Source organism: Methylomonas koyamae (assembly GCF_001644025.1).
Classification (GTDB): domain Bacteria; phylum Pseudomonadota; class Gammaproteobacteria; order Methylococcales; family Methylomonadaceae; genus Methylomonas; species Methylomonas koyamae_A.
On sequence record NZ_LUUK01000017.1, the window covers coordinates 1 to 19,668 of the forward strand.

At 58.6% G+C, this 19,668-nt stretch carries 16 protein-coding genes and 1 riboswitch; of the genes, 12 read left to right on the top strand and 4 right to left on the bottom strand.

The genetic code is table 11. From position 1 onward, the window contains the following. The 8 genes from A1355_RS01710 to A1355_RS01745 all read left to right on the top strand — a co-directional run. Positions 1–481: ABC transporter permease (locus tag A1355_RS01710; RefSeq protein ID WP_157197695.1), on the top strand; the 481-nt coding region annotated here is incomplete at its 5' end. A 432-nt stretch (positions 482–913) separates the two neighbouring features. Next, positions 914–990, top strand: a riboswitch (cyclic di-GMP riboswitch). A 100-nt stretch (positions 991–1,090) separates the two neighbouring features. Beyond that, positions 1,091–1,861: a hypothetical protein gene (locus tag A1355_RS01715; RefSeq protein WP_064024357.1), complete on the top strand. Its 771-nt coding sequence runs from the start codon at positions 1,091–1,093 to the stop codon at positions 1,859–1,861. Positions 1,862–1,996: 135 nt separating this feature from the next. Further along, positions 1,997–2,782, top strand: a complete 786-nt coding sequence (locus A1355_RS01720; protein WP_064024358.1) for a VPLPA-CTERM sorting domain-containing protein — start codon at positions 1,997–1,999, stop codon at positions 2,780–2,782. A 28-nt stretch (positions 2,783–2,810) separates the two neighbouring features. Further along, positions 2,811–3,671: a hypothetical protein gene (locus A1355_RS01725; RefSeq protein WP_157197696.1), complete on the top strand. Its 861-nt coding sequence runs from the start codon at positions 2,811–2,813 to the stop codon at positions 3,669–3,671. Further along, positions 3,668–5,353, top strand: coding sequence for a sialidase family protein (locus A1355_RS01730; RefSeq protein WP_157197697.1), 1,686 nt, complete (start codon positions 3,668–3,670; stop codon positions 5,351–5,353). Before A1355_RS01725 ends, A1355_RS01730 begins: the two co-directional genes overlap by 4 nt. 538 nt (positions 5,354–5,891) lie before the next feature. Beyond that, complete coding sequence (locus A1355_RS01735; protein WP_064024387.1) at positions 5,892–6,098, top strand: DUF6494 family protein; 207 nt, start codon at positions 5,892–5,894, stop codon at positions 6,096–6,098. A gap of 124 nt (positions 6,099–6,222) precedes the next feature. After that, on the top strand, positions 6,223–7,758 hold the full coding sequence (locus tag A1355_RS01740) for a cation:proton antiporter family protein (RefSeq protein WP_064024364.1): 1,536 nt from the start codon (positions 6,223–6,225) through the stop codon (positions 7,756–7,758). 51 nt (positions 7,759–7,809) lie between these two features. Then, on the top strand, positions 7,810–8,187 hold the full coding sequence (locus A1355_RS01745) for a VanZ family protein (protein ID WP_064024366.1): 378 nt from the start codon (positions 7,810–7,812) through the stop codon (positions 8,185–8,187). A gap of 4 nt (positions 8,188–8,191) precedes the next feature. Here the strand turns inward: A1355_RS01745 and A1355_RS01750 are convergent, their stop codons facing one another. Beyond that, positions 8,192–9,544 carry a DUF3999 family protein gene (locus tag A1355_RS01750; protein ID WP_064024368.1) on the bottom strand — a complete coding sequence of 451 codons (1,353 nt, stop codon included), beginning with the start codon at positions 9,542–9,544 and terminating at the stop codon, positions 8,192–8,194. Beyond that, the gene (locus A1355_RS01755; protein WP_064024370.1) at positions 9,541–12,060 is read right to left on the bottom strand and encodes a DUF2339 domain-containing protein; all 2,520 of its coding nucleotides are present in this window, start codon (positions 12,058–12,060) and stop codon (positions 9,541–9,543) included. The genes A1355_RS01750 and A1355_RS01755 overlap by 4 nt, the downstream gene beginning before the upstream one ends. Before the next feature lie 253 nt (positions 12,061–12,313). On the opposite strand from A1355_RS01755, the gene A1355_RS01760 reads away from it, so the two are divergent. Next, a complete protein-coding gene (locus A1355_RS01760) occupies positions 12,314–13,921 on the top strand; it encodes a methyl-accepting chemotaxis protein (RefSeq protein ID WP_064024372.1) in 1,608 nt (535 codons plus the stop codon). Between the two features lie 208 nt (positions 13,922–14,129). After that, the gene (locus tag A1355_RS01765) at positions 14,130–15,032 is read left to right on the top strand and encodes a DMT family transporter (RefSeq protein WP_064024374.1); all 903 of its coding nucleotides are present in this window, start codon (positions 14,130–14,132) and stop codon (positions 15,030–15,032) included. 10 nt (positions 15,033–15,042) lie between these two features. Here A1355_RS01765 and recN read toward each other — a convergent pair whose 3' ends face one another. After that, positions 15,043–16,722: a DNA repair protein RecN gene (gene recN, locus A1355_RS01770; protein ID WP_064024376.1), complete on the bottom strand. Its 1,680-nt coding sequence runs from the start codon at positions 16,720–16,722 to the stop codon at positions 15,043–15,045. 1 nt (position 16,723) lies between these two features. Then, positions 16,724–17,611 carry an NAD(+) kinase gene (locus A1355_RS01775; RefSeq protein ID WP_064024378.1) on the bottom strand — a complete coding sequence of 296 codons (888 nt, stop codon included), beginning with the start codon at positions 17,609–17,611 and terminating at the stop codon, positions 16,724–16,726. Positions 17,612–17,991: 380 nt separating this feature from the next. On the opposite strand from A1355_RS01775, the gene hrcA reads away from it, so the two are divergent. Both hrcA and grpE read left to right on the top strand, forming a co-directional pair. Next, positions 17,992–19,032, top strand: coding sequence for a heat-inducible transcriptional repressor HrcA (gene hrcA / locus A1355_RS01785; protein WP_064024382.1), 1,041 nt, complete (start codon positions 17,992–17,994; stop codon positions 19,030–19,032). A 51-nt stretch (positions 19,033–19,083) separates the two neighbouring features. Next, positions 19,084–19,668: nucleotide exchange factor GrpE (gene grpE / locus A1355_RS01790; RefSeq protein ID WP_064024384.1), on the top strand; the 585-nt coding region annotated here is incomplete at its 3' end.

Sequence of the window (19,668 nt, forward strand, 5' to 3'; positions counted from 1 at the left end):
AGCCTCGCCGGTCAACGCTTTTGAGTTCCTGTCGGCGCAAGTTGTCAGCCGGCTGGCGATGTTGATGCTGGCGGTCGTGTTGCAATTTGTCGCGATGAACGTCTTGTTCGACTTTTTAGTGCAGGGTGCTTACGCCTTGTTGGCGCTGATTGCGGTGCTCGGCTCCGTGACCCTGATCAGCCTCGGTCTGTTGATGGCGAGCCGGACCGGTAGCGAGGAGTTGGCCTTGGGCATCCTGAACTTGCTGACCTTGCCGATGATACTGCTGTCCGGGGTTTGGTTTTCGCTGGAAGGCGCGCCGGCGCTGTTGCAGAACCTGACGCTGATTTTCCCGCTAACCCACGTGCTGCAAGCCGCGCGCGCGGTGATGATCGACGGCGCCGGATTGGCCGAGATAGCGCCGGCATTGATTACCCTGTCGATGATGACGCTGTTGTTTTTAATGACCGCCGCGCTGCGGTTTAAATGGGTGGAAGATTGAGGATCGGTCAAACCATGGAGGTCCGTGCGACTCACCGGGAGCTGGCGCACTCCGCCCGTTGATTCGACGCGGCTTAGGTTTCGAGATACGTGGAGTTGTCACAAATACCGGCAAATCGTTTGAATAGGTGATTTCACGCAGTTGCTGAGGCAAATCACGTGGTTTGGGTTTGTTTGGCCGTCGGTAAAAATGTTAGTCGTTGTAAAACAATGGCTTTTTAATTGGCCTGGTCTTTGCTGTTAGATCAGCAACTCGGGAAATGACGATAGGTTTATGTCGACGGGTTTGCGTTTCGCGACGCTCTCTCTAAGCCAGTATCGTTGGGTTTCGAGCCTTGGCGGCTGCCGAATGACGGCATCTTGCGCCGTTCGGAAAAGCCGCCGGAAATCTAGGAAAACCTCGCTCAAGGATTCGGGCGATGCCGCACGGAAGCGGCAATTTCGCCACATCCGCCGCGAGGCGGAGCCGGAAAGCCACGGGTCTTGGAATAAGACGGCCGGGTTGCCTTCGAACTTTGGGCTCTGCAATGGGATGTGACGCGCTTCCATCCGTATCGGGGCCTGGATTTTGCCCATTAAATCAATCTTAGATCGTTTTGTAAGGAAAACAATGAACCTATTAAACAAACACAGTTTGAAAGCGGCCTATGCCGGCGTTCTGGCAATCAGCGTATTCGGCGGCGGTCTGTTAACGGCAGGCGATGCCAACGCGGCCCTCGTTAGCGGCGTCGCGAATATGACCATCGACAATTCCGCATTTACCTCGGCTGTTGGCGGTTCCGAAGGTTGGTATATCGCCAATTTTTGGGACGAGACTTATAACGCAACGCCGATCGATCTGGACACGACCGGCGGTGTTGCTCTCAGTCAGACCGAGACCTTCAGCGTTTCGTTGCCGGTGAACGCCAATGGCACCACCATCAGCTACGGCGCGAGAAAGCAGGAGGCCACGACGATGGATGCCAGCAACACGGCGGCAGGCCAAATCGGCTTGAGCGGTGCATTTCGGATGGAACCCGCCGGTGGCGGCTCCTACCTGAATCCCGGTGATTTTTACCTGAAAAAAGCCGGTGGGACGTGGAATATCTTTACCTACAGCGCCGGTTTTAGTAGCCCCGCGCAAGATCCAGCCTTGTTTCGCTTGGTGAATGCCACCGAGTCGGTCAACGGTAACGGCGAATTATCGCTAAGCGGCGATTTGTATCTTTCCACTTTGGGTTACTCCTGGAATTTGCTGTTTAACGGCAGCACGTCGGTCAAAGTGGGTACCTTCAATCTGGCGCCCGCCGCGGTGCCGCTGCCGGCCGCCGTATGGTTGTTCGGGAGCGGATTGGTCGGCCTGTTAGGCGCCTCCAGAGGTAAATCGGGCTTATCCGCCTAAGCCTTACCAGACCGCTCAACCTTCCGTCGCAAAAGGCTGCGGGGCGCTTTGCTTTCCGTTAACGGACGGGGGGTAGAGCCTGAACTTGGCCGGTAAGCGACTTATTAGAAACCCAATTTTTTTCAAGGAATACGCATGAAATTTCTATACCTGATCGTGCTGTCGTTAACCCTTGCCGCGACATCCGCGCACGGCGCTACCGTATCCGGCGGTTCGCTGATTATCAATATCGATCGAGACGCTTTCGAGAACGGTATCGATCTAGATAGGACCGCTGCGCCATCCATATACGTCGAGGAATACTACGACGCTTCGCTGGCCTCAAAAACCTTTGAAGAGTTGCGCGATTACAATACGCCCGTCGATCTGACCGATTACGCGGCGAACGAAATTCCGGCCACCGGATTGAAATTTACCGTCAATGGCGCGCATGTGGCTGACAACCCGTCGGGTCGGCACAATAGCGCCACTACCTTCACGTTCGACCCTAACGACATTACCGGCACCGCGTCGGGCTCTATCGGCCTGGCCGGCGGCCTGCGCTATCGAGTGGATGTCGCGCCCCCCACTAACCGGGTATTAATGGGCGACATGACGCTGACCTATAATCCCGCGGAAGCGCTAAAAACGCCGGAAAGTTCGGATTGGGTCATTTACAACACCCTCGGCTTTAAAGCGGTGGCTTTCGAGTTGTTTAACGTGGTTTCCGAGATCAACGGAAACGTGCTGTCTTTGAGCGGCGAGTTGGGTTACGGTTGGGGATTCGATCATCTTGGGGCCGGTCCGGCCCGCAATGCTAATGCGCGCATCGGTACCTTCAGCTTTCAAACCTCCGTGGTCCCGCTGCCGGCCGCCGTCTGGATGTTTATGACCGGCTTAATCGGCATGGGCGTGAGCGGTTTTCGCAACAGATCCGCGTGATCGGGATATCAGTTAACAGGAGGTTTCGATGACATGCCATCGCCTTGAAACATCAAAATACTTGACCGCGGTTTCGACGGTTTTCGCGCTGGTCGCCGGCGGATTCGTTACGCAGGCCGATGCCGCGTTGTTAAACGCGAATTCCGGAGGCACCTTCACGATGAATCTGGACCGCGATGCTTTAGCGCTCTCCAACTTCGGCTCGTTGACCCAGCCGGGATACTTTCTGGCGCAATATTTCGACACCATCGAGTCCGACTACACGGTTCGCACCGATTCGTCGTTTTACTTCAATAATCCGACGCGTGTCGAAATTCCAGCCGTGAACTTGGTACACGACATCACCCCCGTCAGTGCCAGCAACCCCAGCGGTCAGCTTTCCGGCCGCAACGTCCAAGCCACGACGCCGGACTTCTCAATCGATTCGGACACCTTGGCGGGTACCGGCACGATGGGCATGACCGGCGTCGAGATGTTTCGAGGAAGCTTTTCCGGCACCTTGCTGAACGGCGATTACTCGCTGAAATACGACCCGGAGGCGCGGCAGACCATGTGGGATGCCTTTGGTGTTTCGGGCACGCCGGGCGGCTGGTATTTGCAGAATAACGTTTCGTTTAGCGCGGTGGCTTACGAATTGGCTAATTTGCGGTTGCAGTACAGCAGTGCCGGCGATTGGATGCTCAGCGGCGATTTATTACTGTCCCCCGAAAACGCGTTCTTTTTGAAAAATACCGTCTTGGCCGATTTGGGGGATTTTTGTTTAGGCGTGGGTGCCTATAGCGGTTGCGGCCAAGTGGCCACCGTTCCATTGCCTTCGGCGGTTTGGTTCTTCGCTTCGGGGATTGCCGGTATCGGTATCAACGGCTATCGCCGATTCAGGAGGGCATGATGGACGTTCGCCTAGGTCGCGTCGTGCCGTTGCCGCGAGGGATTTCCGCCCATTGCTTGGGCTTGAGCGTGTTAGCGGTCTGCGGCGCGATGCCGGAAAGCGCCGCTGCGCAATCGCTGTTTCCGTACGGACCGTATTCGAGCATTCAAATGAATGTGGACCCGGCCGGCGACAATATCGCCGGCGACGCGGCTCACGAGCCGACGATCGCTCTCGATCCGAATAACCCAGACCGGTTGGTCGCGGGCTGGAAGCAATTTGCCAGTATCGCTTCGGGCAGCCGGGAAGGCGGTTGGGCTTATAGCGACGACGGCGGTAAGCACTGGCATTTTCAAGGCGTGGTGACGCCGGGCGAACAACGGACCAACATCATGGTGGATGTCGATTCGGCGGGCAATTTCTACTACCAGAGTCTGCATTACGACAGCACCGGCAACTTCGCGGCGGACGTGCAGGTCTTCAAGTCGCTGGATGGCGGCGTCAGCTGGCAAGCGCCGGTCTACGCCCACGGCGAAGGCGCGGATAAAGGCCGAATCGGCATAGACCGGAGCGGAACCGCCAGCGACGGCCATATTTATTTGCACTGGCGGGAAGGTTTGGACGACAAGCGTTTTACCCGCTCGGTTGACGGCGGCCTGAGCTACGAAGCGCCGGTCAGCGTGCCGGAAAACCCGTCGTTCGGTACCATCGGCGTCGGCACCAACGGCGAAGTGTATCTGGCCGGTCGTAAGGAAAGCGGCAGCTTGGTGGGTACCAAGCTGGTCTACGACGGTTATTTGTTCGCCACCTCGTTGAACGCTCGCGATCCCAACGCAATACCAAGTTTCACGACCCAAGCCATCGATATGGGCGGTTCGCCGATCACCTTCATGATTCCCAACAATCCCAACCCGCTTGGTCCGATCGGCGATATTCAAGTCGCCGTCGATCATTCGGCAGGTGCGTTGCGCAACAACCTTTATCTGCTGGCTCCGGTCGATCCGCCGGGCACGGACAATCTGGACGTCAACTTTATCCGCAGCAGCGACGGGGGGCTGACCTGGTCGGCGCCGCTGCGCATCAACACGGATACGGCGGACCGGAACGCCTTTCAATGGTTTCCGATGTTGGGCGTCGCCGACAACTCGCGGATCGATGCGGTTTGGTACGACACCCGCGAAAAGCTCCAGGCCGGTACCTCGCAACTCTACTATTCGTACTCGTGGGACGGCGGGGCGACTTGGAGTCCGAATCGAGCGGTCACCGCGACCTTCAACACCCAAACCGGTTATCCGTTGGGCGTCGACAAAATCGGCGACTATAGCCATCTGGTTTCCGGAAAATACGGTGCTCACGTGTCCTACACCGCGACTTACAACGGCGAGCAGGATGTGTACTATTTGAACGTATTTCCGGATTGCAATAACAACGGCAAATCCGACGTCTTGGACATCGAGCAACGCCAAAGCGGCGATACCAACCAAAATCATCTGCCCGACGCTTGCGAAAACATTACCGTGACCGGCGATCAAGACGGCGACCGCGATGTCGATTTACTCGACCTCAATGTCGTGCTGGCCGCTCGAAACAAACCGGCGAGCGGTGCCGGCGACCCCAGGGATTTGGATCATAACGGCACGATCAATGTGCTCGACTCGCGCAAACTGGCCCTGTTGTGTACCCGACCGCAATGCGCGAAGTAAGCTCGCGGGATTCGATACACACGTCTTGGATACGATCACTTAAACCCTTCCCCTTCACTTCCGATTGCCGTCACCGACCTGCCGCTCGGTGACGGCTTGTTCGAATCGCCGTTCCCTGCTCTCCAGAAATCGGAACTGGCATGCTCTCATGTTTGTGCAAATCATCGGTTTTATCCTACTGACACGGCTACTTGTTCTGTGCCGGCGAGTAGATAAAAGACGTCACACGATGATGACCGGCCTGCTAAAACGCTCCAATCCTTCGAATCGTAGCCGTTTGGCAGCGTAGCGACTTACCACCGCTGCCAAGGTCATTGATCTATTGACTCGCGATATCGGGATCACGGCCCGACGAGTCGGCGAATTTCGGCGGAATCCTTTTCAATGTTAATGATCCGGCCGATGGCTCGGCCTCTTCGCCTATCGCTAAGCCGAGAATGCACCGATCCGTGATAATCTGCTAGCCGAGGCGATGGCGCCGCGAGTTCCGCGCGTCGATTCGTCGCTTCGACTTTTATAACGTGTCCGGGGGATGACGATGAACGAAGATACCTTGAATTTGGAAGTCCGTAAGTTCCTGAAAACCGTTGGGATCGCTTCGCAGCGCGAACTGGAGCACGCGGTGTTGAAAGCGGTCGAGGCCGGCATACTCGAGGGTTCGGAGACTCTCGCGGTGGCGATGACCTTGGAGGCGCCCGCGCTGGGGATACGTCACACTATCGAGGGCAGTATCGCGCTGGAATAGTTTCCGCGCCTAACGTTGCGATTGGCGTCGGCGCGAGACGGCCGACGGTCCTTGACTTGTCCAGCGACTCTATTTTTAAGACCGGCCCGCATGGCTGGCCGTTTTGACTCAGCATGATTGATTTATGACCGAACTGATCTGGATCGCCGCCGCTTATTTGGCCGGCATGGTCGCCAGCCGCTTGTCGTTTCCACCCTTGGTCGGCTACTTGGCCGCCGGCTATGCCCTACATGGTTTGCAAATCGCGCCGTTGCCGAATCTTGGTCACGTGGCGGAAATCGGCATCGAACTGTTGCTGTTTTCGGTCGGTTTGAAGCTGAAGCCTTCGTCGCTCATCCGCCGCGAGGTGTTAAGCGTCGGCGGTTTGCACCTGTTGCTGACGGCGGTGACATCGGCGTTGGTGTTTTTCTGGCTGGAACAAAAGGTGACCGGCGGTTTGGTGTTGGGAGTCAGTTTGGCGTTTTCCAGCACCGTGTTGGCGATCAAGGTATTGGAAGACAACGGCGAATTGTCAACGCTGCACGGCCGCGACGTGCTGAGTATTCTAATTTTGCAGGACATTGTCGCGATCGTCTTGTTGGCGGTGGCGGACGGCAAACAACCCCAGCCTTGGGCTTTGGCCTTGTTGGCCTTGCCGCTGTTGCGGCCCCTGGCGCATCGGATTTTGTCGGCCAGTCGCGCCTCCGAATTGAAACTGCTGCTGGGCGTCTGCTTGGCACTGGCCGGCGGCGTCGCGGCCGAACGGGTCGGCATTTCCGCCGACATCGGCGCGCTGCTGACCGGCGTGATGCTGGCGACCCATCCCAAGATCGACGAATTGACCGATCGGCTGTGGAGCTTGAAGGAGTTGTTTCTGGTGGCTTTCTTTCTGCAAATCGGTCTGGCCGATCTGCCGAATCGCGAACAGGTGACGCTGGCCTTAAGTTTACTCGGCTTGTTGCCGCTGCAAGGCGTGTTATTTTTCGGGTTGTTTCTGTTCGCCGGCTTGCGCGCGCGCACCGCTTTCGTGTCGTCGTTGGCCTTGATGACTTATAGCGAATTTGCACTGATCACGACCGGCGCGGTGGTCAACGCCGGTTTGCTGACCGAGGATTGGAAGGCGATTATCAGTTTGGCGGTGGCCGGTTCGTTGGCGGTGGCGGCGCCGCTGAACCGCTACTCGCACCGCTTGTTCGGTTGGGCCGAGTGCTGGCTGGTGCGTTTCGAAAAGCAATCCGGGAATCCCGACCGCTTGCCGGAATCCTTCGGCGCTGCCGAATGGCTGGTGATCGGCATGGGCCGCACCGGCATCGCCGCCTATCGGGCGTTGTGCGAGCGCGAACAACGGGTGGTCGGGCTGGACGCCGACCCGACCGTGCTGGAAACCCTGTTGGGTAATGGGCGGCGCGTGGTCTATGGCGATGCCGAAGACAGCGAATTGTGGAGCGGCTTGCCGCTGGAGCGGGTCAAGGGCGTCTTGTTGACGGTGCCGGCGTACGAGGTGCGCTGCGCCGCGATCGAGCAATTGAGGCGGCGCGGCTATCTTGGCCAGATCGGCGCGATTTGCTATCACGCCGAGGAAGCCGATCACATGAAAACGCTGGGTGCCGATTTTGTGATACATCCGCTGGTCGAGGCCGGCAATCAATTGGCCAAACAATTGCTCGAAGGCGGCGCGTAGGCTTGGCCGACATCGAACCCTGGGTAAATTACGATAAATGGATAGAAAAAGATGAGAGCATTCCGGGACTGGGCCGCGTTGGCGGCGTTTTGCGGCTTGATTTTCTGGTTGTCGGCACAGGCGAGTTTGCCGGTCAAGATGCACTTCGAGTTTCAAGATAAGGTTCAACACGCGCTGGCCTATTTCGTGATGGCATTGTTCAGCTGGCGAGCGTTTCGGCATCGGCTGGTCGAGCGCCGCTGGCTAGCCTTGGCCAGCGTTGTCTATTGCAGTGTGTACGGCATCAGCGACGAATGGCACCAGTCCTTCGTGCCGGGGCGCGAGCCGGGCGTCGGCGATTGGTTGGCCGACAGCTTGGGCGCGGCGTTGGCGGCAGTCTTGCTGAGCGCGGCCGGCCGAAATCCGTTATTGGCCTGGATGGCTCGCTGACGGATTATCTTGGCAAATTGCCGATCCGCTTTCCGGCCCGATATAGGCTCCAAGCCAATACCGGTACCATCAACGCAATCACGCCAAGTAAAAATTCCCGGCTGTTGATCAGGCTTGTCAGGGAATTTTCCGCGGCGGCTTGGCCGGTCGCGACGGCCGCGCCCAGTCCGACCGGCGTCGGTTCGACGCCGCGTAGCAGCAAAGCGTCGATCGCGGCGGTATCGTAACGGGCTTTTGCCAGGCCTTGGCTGCCGTAAGTCAGTCGGTACGCAGTATTGGGGGCGGCGATAAACAGCAGGCGATAGCGTTTGCCCAAGCCGGTCAGCGCGGTGATTTGCAGTGGCGGATTGTCTTGATTGTGGATGACCAACCGGTACCGTTCGCCGCGATGTTCCGGAAAATCGATCCGGGTCTCGGCTTGCTGAATGTCGCCGAAGCGCAAGGCCCGCAATTGCCCGCTGCTTAGGGTTTGCCAAGCCGAGTCGCCGCCGCCGGCTCGGGGCGTTTGCAGTTCGACATCGCGTTGAAAGCTGGGCGTGGCGACGTCCAGCCGCAGCCCGGTCAGCGGCAGTTTGCGGCTGTCGATGTCGATTAGGGTGGCGCGTCGCTCGGCGTCTTCGTGTACCTGAAAGTCCGGCAACGGATAGTCGACGACGGTTTCGGCCTCGGCGCGGTTTTCCGAACGCAGATGCCAGAACTCGATCCGCTCGATATGTAGCGGCTCCCGATACAGGGTTTGCGTTTCGCTGCGTTCCAATTCCTCGTGGCCTTGTATACGCCGGGTCAGCGCCGTGATTTCCGCGATCCGGGTTTGGCCGGTCTTGCCGACCAGGATTTTGAAATAGCGGTCCCCGTTGGCGGGCAAGGACACGTCGAGATTGGCGATCGCCAGGTGCCGGGAGTAATCGTAAACCGCCGCGTGCTCGGTCAGAGTCCGCCAGTGTTCGCCGTCGTTCGAGCCTTGTACCGTGAGTTCGTACTCGAAATCGTGTTGAGCGGTGACCAGCGTCAAGCCGTCGGCAGGTTCGGCGTTGTCGGCGAGGTGGACTTCGAAGCTCAGGCTGTCTCCAGCGGTTTGTAGCGCGGTGATCTGGCCGAGGCTGGGGCGGCGGCTACGGACCGTTTTGGTCGCGGCGGCCGGGCGCAACAGAAACGGTGTCTCGACGGCTTGGCCGTCGAGCAGACGCAGATCGCCGAAGTCGGCGGCGCTGGCGGCGTAGATTTGGCTGTCCAATTCCACCGCCAACAGCGCCTGACCGTTACCGGGCGCTTGCTGGACGGGGCGGCTGAATTCGGTCGCGCCCACCGGGGCGGACAGCGACAGCCAGCAGATAAAAAAGGCGTTACGGGGGCTCATCGTTTGCTCTCGGTCTCGGCGTTAGCGGCGAAGTTTTGCCGGTAGCGCATGTAGAAAAACGCGCCGCCGAGTACCAGCATGCCCAATACGATGAAGGCGACGATCCGGTAGATTTGTTCCAGGCGGGCCAGGTCGACGAAAAACACTTTCCAGGCGACGATCGCAAACAAGACCAAACCGGCCAAGCGCAGTGCGGCGACTTCGCGGCGGATGCCGTGGTAGACCGACGTCAACGCGAACAGCGACCACAGAATCGTCACGCCGCCGGAGCGCAAGCCGGGCAAATAATGCAGCAACAGCGAATTGGTTTCCAGGCTGAGAAACGCGAACAACAATACCAGCGCCGCCGTGCCCAGCCAGCGGCGCACGTCGGCGGCGCTGCCTTCGTCGCCTTCCAGCCGTCGGAAAGCCAGGGCCAGAAACAGGATAATCGCGCCGAAGTCCAGCAGCCGCATCAGCGCCGATTCGAAGCGGTAAGTGCCGCCGTAATGCAAAGTCAGCAAACTGTCGCCGATCGCGGCGTGACCCAGCGTCAGGCCCCAGGAAGGCAAATCGAAAAACGTCAGTTTGATCGCCAGGCCGATCAGCAGCCAACGCAGGCCGGCTAACATGAGCTGGCCGGAGCCGGTCATGTAGCGATTCAGCAGTAGCGCGCCCAAGCCCAGCCAGACCAGCGTCAATGCCGGCGCTTGCAGTGGCGGATACAAATAGGCCAGGCTGTGGTAGAGTTCCAATTGCAGTGTGACGAATACCAGGGCTACAACGATCAGTGCGATGACGGCCAAGACGCCGCCGTCCTTCAGCCAGACCGGCACGTCCTGGGCCGGCGAACAAGCCAATTCCGTTGCCGGTGCCGGTTTTTCGATCAGTGTATAGGCCAGCGCCATCGACAGTATCGGGATGCCGAAGCTGACCAGGCGTTCTATCAGCCCGAACCAGAATTCGCCCGGCGCGGCGTCCCAAGTCGCCGTAGCGTATTGGCCGGGCAAATCGATGAAAGCGTAGCGGGCGACGACCAGCAAATACAGCAGGTAGGCGGTTTGGCGTAAAAACGCGCTACGCACTTTGCCGGCCATCCAAATCATCACCAGTGCTTGCAATGACCAGCTGACGGTAATCCATTGCTTGGACAAGATTAACGGCACCGCCACGCTCAGAAAGAATGCCGCCAAGCCGATAAACCCGACTACCAACTCTCTATCCTCGATGCGGCGGGCCAAGCAGTAATACACGTGGCCGACATAGAATGCCGACAGGGCGAGGCACGGCAACGCGGTCCAGACTTGCCCGTATTCGGTGGCGATCAACTCGTAAGCGGTGCCGAAATAGATCGCCGCGTTGACCGCCAGCGCGACCAAGTCCAGCAGCGTCGAGCGTTGCCGATTGACCAGGCAAAACAAAAACACCGTCGTCGAATACAACACGAAAAATCCGGTCAGAAACGGCAGCACTTGCCAAAAGTAGCCGGACTCGTAGCGTTGCATCGCCGCGAAAAACAGCAGATAGTTGAAGGCGAAGCCGAGAAAATTCAGTACATGCCATTGCTTGTACCAGTTCACCGCCAGAACCCCGCCGCCCAGCAACAGCATATAGCTGAACAAGCCGACGAAATTCACTTGACCGGTGGACAGCAAAATCGGCGTGCAATAGCCGCCGATGATGGCGAAGATCGCCACCAGCATCGCGTCCAACCGGATCGCCAACGCGGCGGCGCTGGCGGTAACCGTCAGCATCAAACCGAAGGCCGGATAGGCGCCGAGCAGGTGGTAGAAGGCGTAAGCGGCGAACACGCTGAAATACAGCACCGCGATGCCGCCGCCCAACAAGCCCTGGCTGAACAAATGGTACTGGCCGCCGACTAGGCGCACGCCGCCGACGATCATCGCCAGTCCGGTCAAGACGCTGAGCGCGACCCGCGCCTGTTCGCCGAGCAAGCCGTTATCGATCGAATATTTCAGAAAAAAGCCGATGCCGGTGACCAGGATCAGGACGCCGATGCGCAGCAACCAGTTGCTGGCGACCGCGTATTCGATCGAAACGCCGTCCGGACGGTGGCCTTCGCCAACCACGATCCAGTTCCAGATTTGTTGGAGTGCTTGCCTTGCCGCCAATTCGAAACGGCTCGGTTCGGCGACTTGCCAGCCGGCGGTTTGCCAAGCGTCGTTGGGAGCGGGTGTGCTCGCCGTCGGTTCGGTGTCGGCCGGTTCCGCTCGGCTGGGTTCGGGTGCCGTCGTCTCCACCGATGCGGCGCGGGGTTCGAACAAGATATGCTCCCGCGCCGGCGTTTGCGCGTCGAAACTGGCTGGCGCGGCGGCCGGACGCTCGGTGCCGACGCGTTCCGTCAACGTCAGCAGCAGTTTGCGGTCCTCGCGCAAAGCGGCGTGCAGGTCGGCGAGCGAATCCTTGATTTCCCGGTTGATTTCGCGTTGCCGGTTGAGCAGTAGAACCAGCAGTACGATTACGACGATCGGCACGACGACCGCAACCACGGCGAGCAGTTCGAAAATATCGTCCAAGGTGGGACTCCCGGTCTATAGTTAAAGCGAGCGGAGGCTGTGGCCGGCAGGGCCGGTTTCGAGCCGTTTCGCAACCTTAGCATATTTATGAAAAATGACCGGGCGGCCGCTGGAGTGGTCGTTGCCACCTGATTGCGGAGACCGGCGGAAAAATGACCAGGAACGCAATTTTTCGGATGGGTCGTTCAGGTTTCCCCGCGCGGTGCCGATGACTCGTGATAAATTTCCAAGGAATGTTAAGCGGCCCAGAACTATGAACAGTCAAACTACTATCCAATCAAAAATTCTGCTCAGCATCGCCAGCGTGTTTGTCGTGTTGATGTTGGTCAGTAACGTGTTCATGGCCGGCCGCCAGAAAGATATGGTGCAAGCGCTGGCAACCGACAAAGCTAAAAATATCGCCGCCGGCTATTTCGACGGTATCAACACCCTGATGCTGACCGGCTCGATGTCTCAGGTCGAAGTGTTGCGGGAAAAGGCCTTGTCGCATCCCGGCGTCAGCGAGGTGCGCCTGATTCGCGGCAACGGGATCGTCGAGTTGCACGGTAAAGGCAAGCCCGAGCAAGCGGTCGTCGACGAACTCGATCGGCGCGGCCTGAGCGGTGAAGCGCTGATACGCCACGGCAACGACGCCAACGGGCGTTGGGTGACCGTGGTCGAGCCGATCCTGGCCAGCAGCAATTTTCGCGGCACCAATTGCCTGACCTGCCATCCGGTCAAGGAAGGCGAGGTGTTGGGCGCGGTGCGGGTATCCTATTCGCTGGCGAGCCTGGACGACCAAATTAACCAAGATCTGATCGCCGGCTCGGCGATTTCGTTGGCGATGTTCGCCGCCGGCTTGTTGCTGGTCAATATTCTGATGCGGCGCATCGTCGTCAACCCGCTGGTCACGATGCGCGACACCGTCGATGCCATCGCTCGCCATTCGGATTTGACCGCGCGCTTGCCGGTCGACAGCGGCGATGAAATCGGCCAGGTCAGCACCTCGTTTAACTCGATGTTGGCTAATTTCGCGGCGAGTTTGAACCGGGTGTCTGACGTCAGCCGTTTACTGACCGACGCCACCGATCGCATCGCCACCGTATCGAGGCAAACCTCGCAGGCGGCCAGTCAGCAGCAGAGGGAAACCGAAAACGTCATTCAGGCGATCCACGAACTGGAGGAATCGGTGAGGGATGTGCGGCACGGCGCTGACGGTGCGGCGCGGGCTTCGGTCGAGGCCGACCAGCAAGCCGCCCAGGGCGCGGAAACCACCAAAAACGCCATCGACGGCATCTATGTGCTGGTCAGCGAAATCGAGCGGGCTTCGGAAGTCATCAAGCGCCTGGACCAAAAAAGCAACGGCGTCGGCGCGGTGTTGGACGTGATCAAGGGCTTGGCCGAACAAACGAACTTGCTGGCGCTGAACGCCGCGATCGAGGCGGCTAGGGCCGGCGAACAAGGCCGGGGCTTCGCGGTAGTGGCCGACGAGGTCAGAACGCTGGCGACCCGCTCGCATCAGGCGACTGAAGAGATCGAGAAAATCATCGACCAATTGCAGCGCGAGGCCAAGGAGGCGGTGACGGTGATGGATAAAGCCAAAACCAGCGCCGAGCAACGCCGCGAACAAGTCCAAAGCGCCGATCTAGGTTTAAGCGCGATTGCCGAGCGGGTGACTCAGATTCGCTCGTTGAATTCGCAAATGGCCTTAGTGGCCGACAATCAAAGCCGTGTCGCGCAACATGTCGGTCAAAGCATCGGCAACATTGGCGGCTTGACCGATCGCACTTCGCAAGATGCCGCGCAAACCAGCGACGCCAGCCGCGAGTTGGTGCAACTGGCCGTGCAGTTGAATGAATTGGTCGGCAAATTCCGCCGTTAACGCGCTACGTTTGACAGTTTTGGCCAGTCCGGCTTATAGTCGCCCCATGCGTCGTTTTTTTTCGTCACGTTTTGCAAACAAGTCATGGCTATGGGCTTTGCTCACGGCCGTGGTGTTTGCGTTGTTCTAATATCAGTTCAAACCACCGCGGGCTCGACCGCGGTGGCTTTGTCATTTGCCTAGGGCTCGCACCAGCACAGGAGCCCTAATGAAGTCCCTTAGCACCACCTCCACTCAAACCCTGCTCGGTTACGGCCTGGCGGCCTTGGCCGCGATCGGTTTTTCCGCCAAGACGATATTGGTCAAGCTTGCCTATGTGCAAGCCGTCGATGCCGTGACGTTATTGGCGTTGCGGATGGCGTTTTCGGTGCCGTTTTTCCTGATCGTCGCGTTTCAGCAACGCGGACCCGCCGCGCGGCCGTCCCTGACGGCTCGGGATTATTGGGTCGTCGGTGTGCTCGGTTTGCTTGGCTATTACCTGTCCAGTCTGCTCGATTTCACCGGTTTGCAATATATCTCCGCCGGTCTGGAACGCTTGATTTTGTTCTTGTACCCAACCTTGGTGCTGGCGATGTCGGCACTGTGGTTGAAAAAGCCGTTCGGGTTCAGGGAACTGACGGCAGTCTTGCTGAGTTATAGCGGGATCGCACTGGTGTTCGTCGGCGAGTTGGATGGGGGCGGCGATACATTGTGGTTGGGGGCCGCTTACGTGTTTGCCGGCACGGTCAGCTATGCGCTGTACTTGCTGGGCGCGGGCCAGGCCATCGCTCGCTTGGGCGCGATGCGCTTTACCGCGTACGCAATGTTGGTCGCGTGCGCGGCGTCGATCTTACAGTTCGTGTTGACGCATCCGCCGGAGGCCTTGCTGTTGCCGATGCCGGTATACCAGTTGAGTTTGGCAATGGCGATCGTCTCGACGGTGTTGCCGGTGTTCATGCTGTCGGCGGCGATCCGCCGGATCGGTTCGGGCCATGCCTCGCTGGTCGGCACGATAGGGCCGGTTTCGACGTTGCTGATGGCGGCGGTATTCCTCGGCGAACCGATGACGCTATGGCAGGTCGGCGGGGCAGCTCTGGTGTTAATGGGCGTACTGAGTTTGTCGGTGCGTTGATGCCCGCCGGCTAGGCTTCGCCGCCGCCCAGGCTCAGCATTTCTCGGGCGTGCGCCAAGGTGTTTTCGGTGATGGTGACGCCGCCCAGCATTCGCGCCACCTCCGCGACCCGTTCGTCCTCGCGGAGTTTGCGAACCGTCGACGAGGTGACCGCGGCATTTTGGTTTTTGGCGACGAATAAATGCTGATGGGCTTGCGAAGCGACTTGCGGCAAGTGCGTGACGCACAGCACTTGCCGGTTCAAACTCAGCCGGCGCAGCTTTTGCCCGACGATCTCGGCGATGCCGCCGCCGATGCCGGAATCGACCTCGTCGAAGATCATCGTCGGCGTGGTCTTATCGGTGCTGGTCGTGACTTGTATCGCCAAGCTGATCCTAGACAGTTCGCCGCCCGACGCCACCTTGGCCAAGGGTTTGGCGGGCAAGCCCGGATTGGTGCTGATCAGAAACTCGATGCGATCCAGGCCGTTGCGTTGCGGCTCGTTGCCATCCTCCCGGTCGAGCTTGACCAGGAACTCGCCGTGCGGCAGGCCCAATTCCTTGATTGCGTCGGAAATGCGGTGCTGCAACTCGTCGCCGGCCCGGCGCCGGCTGGCGGATAATGCCGTCGCCAATTCGCGGTATTGCGCCAGCAGACGCTCGCAATCGGCTTGCAGAACTTCGATGCGCTCGCCGCTATGGCTGAGATTGTTCAACTCCAGCGCGAATTGCTCGGCCAGCGCCGGTAATTCCTCGGCTGGTACCTTGTGTTTGCGGCTCAGGCGTTGAATCACGCCAATCTGGTTTTCCAGCCAGCTCAGTTGGCCGGGATCGGCTTCCTGATTCTCCAGGAAGCGCCGCAGTTGTTGGGTGGCTTCGCCGATCTGGATTTCGGCGTCGCTCAGCAATTCGACGATGCCGTTCAATTCGGCGGCGTATTGGCTTAATTCGCCGACCGAGTGGATCACGTGACCCAGCATGTCGGCGACCGATTGCTGGTCGTTGTCGTAGAGGATGTCGAGCTGTTGTTGACCGACGCCCAAAATTCTACCCAGGTTAGCCAGTTTGTTGTGCTCGTCGGCCAGGGCCTGATAATCGAAATTTTCCAGATCCAGTTGCTGCAACTCTTCTAGCTGATAACGCAGCAGCTCCTCGCGTTCGGCTTGGTCGCTGCCGGATTTTTGCAGTTGTTGCAGTTCTTTATGGGCTAGCCGCCAGTTTTGTTGGCAGGCGTTCAGATCGTTGAGCAATTCGGCGTGGTCGGCGAATCCGTCCAGCAGCAGACGCTGTTCGTCGGCATCGAGCAGCGTCAAATGGGCGTGTTGGCCGTGGATCTCGACCAATTGCCGGCTTAACGTTTGCAGTGTTTGCAGATTGACCGGCCGGTTGTTGATATAGGCCTTGGAGCGGCCGTCTTCGCTAACGGTGCGACGGACCAGGCATTGGCCGTCGTCGTCCAATTCGTGGTCGATCAGCCATTGGCTAACCAGCGGCGCCTTGGATAGATCGAATTCGATGTTGATTTCGGCGCGTTTGCTGCCGGGGCGCACGTAGCCGGAATCGGCGCGATCGCCCAACGCCAAGCCCAGCGCGGTCAGCAATATCGATTTGCCGGCCCCGGTTTCGCCGGTCAGCACCGACATACCGGGTTCCAGGTCCAGGTCCAGTTTGTCGACCACGGCCAGATCGAGAATGTTCAGGTTCAACAGCATGTCATTTGGCGGAATAACCGCCGCTCCAGTTCAGTTTGCTTCGCAGAATGTGGAAGAAATCGTGGTCTTCCGGGTGCAGAATGTTAATCGGTTTGTCGGCTTTTCGAATGACGATCGTGTCGTTAATGCGCACGTCCGGGATTTCTAAATGATCGCAGGTGACCAGGGCGTTGATTTGCTTGGTCTGGCTGAAACGGATCTCGATCGTGGCTTTGTCGTCGATGACGATGGAGCGATTGGACAGCATGTGCGGATTCAGCGGGACCAGTACCAGTGCATTTAGGGTTGGATGCAGAATCGGTCCGCCGGCCGACAGCGCATAGGCGGTCGAACCGGTCGGTGTCGCGACGATCAGGCCGTCGGAACGCTGGGTGTTCAGGAACACGCCGTCGATGCTGGTGACGATTTCGATCATGCTCGGCGTGACCCAGCGATGTACGACGACCTCGTTGACCGCAGTTTGGCGATGGATGAGTTCGCCGTCGCGGATGATGGCGGCCTGTAACAAATGACGCTGTTCGGTCTGGTAGCGGCCGTCGAGGATTTGCGCCAGGCGGCTCAGCAACTGGTCCGGAGAAATGTCCACCAGAAATCCCAGTCGGCCGAGGTTGACGCCGAGCAGCGGAGTGTCGAAATCGGCGGCGGCGCGGGCGGCGGTCAGGAACGTGCCGTCGCCGCCGACCGCGATCAGCAGATCGCAGCATTCCGGCAGCCGGTTGATGTGCATGGCGACGACGCCTTCGGCTTCGATTAGCTCGGCGCTTCGGCTATCGGTGACCACCGAGTGACCGCGCTGCAGCAAAAAGCGGTAGAGCTCGCTGAGCGTGGCGGCGATACCCGGATCGCCGAATTTACCGATGATGCCGATGCGTTGAAAGGGTGAAGGCATGTCTGAGCCGGGATTCAAAAATGCTTGGGATTATACAAACAATTCGAGCAGGCACTAGCGAAGCTTCGCGCTCGGCGTCGCGCGTATGTCGGCCGGCGCGGCCGGAATATCGGCATCGGCCAAATTCCGTGCGGTTCGGTGTCGTTAACACCCTGAATTTGTTGCCAGGTAATGGCCGTGCCGCGACCGGGCATTCCCGTAGGCGTCGGGCCAATGTCTGAAATCGGACGCTATCCATCGGCATTGCGAATGCCCGAGATCCCCGACAGGCTTGGGTTCGCACGGATTTTAGGCGGATTGACAAGGCTCCGGGCACCTGTTAGCTTTCCCCTCTGGCACTCGTTACGTTGGAGTGCTAACGAATTTTCTAGGGTGTCAATGTGGCTAGCGGACCGGATTTAAACGAAAGATCGGCGTATTTGCTGAAGGCCTTGGTTGAGCGTTATATACAAGACGGTCAGCCGGTCGGCTCGCGGGTATTGTCCAAGGATCCGCTGCTTAAGCTCAGTCCGGCCAGCATTCGCAACGTCATGGCCGATCTCGAGGAAATGGGCTTGATCCATTCGCCGCACACCTCGGCGGGCCGGGTGCCGACCGTGGCCGGATACCGTTTGTTTGTCGATAGTCTGTTGACGGTCAAGCCGCTGGCGTCCAGCGACCTGGATCAATTGCAAAGCGGCTTGCTGGCCGATGCGGACAAAACCGGCGACGTGCTGAGCAAGGCCTCCAGGTTGCTGTCGGATATGACTCATATGGCCGGCGTCGTCACCCTGCCGCGCCGTGAGATGGTCACGTTGCGACACATCGAATTCCTGCCGATGTCCAGCATGCGCGTACTGGTGATTTTTGTCACCGACGGCGAGGAAGTTCATAACAAAATCATCCATACCCAGCGTCAATTCAGCCCGGCCGAACTGCAACAGGCCGCCAATTACTTGAATTCGGTGTACGCCGGCCTCAGTCTGGCCAAGATCCGCGAGCAAGTGTTGCGGGAGATGGAGCAGGATCAGCAGCGCGTCAATCAAGGCATGATAGACGCGGTCAGCATGGCGCAACTGACCTTCGCCCAACAACCCAACGACGATTACGTGTTGAGCGGCGAAACCAATCTGATGGGCTTTTCGGAACTGTCCGATATGGATCGACTGAAGCAATTGTTCGAGGCCTTCAGCCAAAAGCGCGGCGTGATTCATTTGTTGGATCAATGCCTATTGGCCGACGGCGTGCAGATTTTTATCGGCGAAGAGTCCGGCTATAGTGCATTCGACCATTGCAGCTTGGTCACGGCGCCTTATTCGGTCAACGACGAGGTGGTCGGCGTGTTGGGCGTGATCGGTCCGACCCGGATGGCGTATGAAAAAGTGATTCCGTTTGTTGACGTGACGGCAAAAATATTGGGCGCGGCCTTGAATCCCAAATAATCGCCCTTATCGTAAGGCCGACCTAATATTTTAAGAACCACGGAGTCCCAAATGAGCCATCAGCAATCGAGTCACGAACAGCAATCCGACGCCGAATTGATCGCCGAGGTGCTGGAGCAGACCAAAGAGGCTGGCGAAGACCTTGTCAGCGAGGCAGCCGAGACCGGCGAAGTCAGCATCGAAAGCCTGCGGCAACAACTGGAGCAAGCCCAACAACAAGCCGCCGCGAATCTGGACAAGGCTTTGCGCGTGCAGGCCGACATGGAAAATCTGAAAAAACGCGTACAAAAGGATTTGGACGACGAGCGTAAATACGGCTTGGCCAAGTTCGCCAAGGAATTGCTTAGCGTGTTGGACAGTCTCGAGCTTGGCGTGCAGGCGGCGACCGCCGATAGTCCGGAAGTGGCTAAATTGCGCGAAGGCAGCGTGCTGACCATTAAGCAATTCGAATCGGTGTTCGCCAAATTCAATATCGAAGTCCTCGATCCGACCGGGCAAGCGTTCAATCCCGAATTGCATCAAGCCATGGCGATGCAGCCCAGCGCCAGCGCCGAACCCAATACGGTTTTGAACGTGTTTCAAAAAGGCTACATCTTAAACGGCCGTTTGCTACGCCCCGCGATGGTGGTGGTGGCC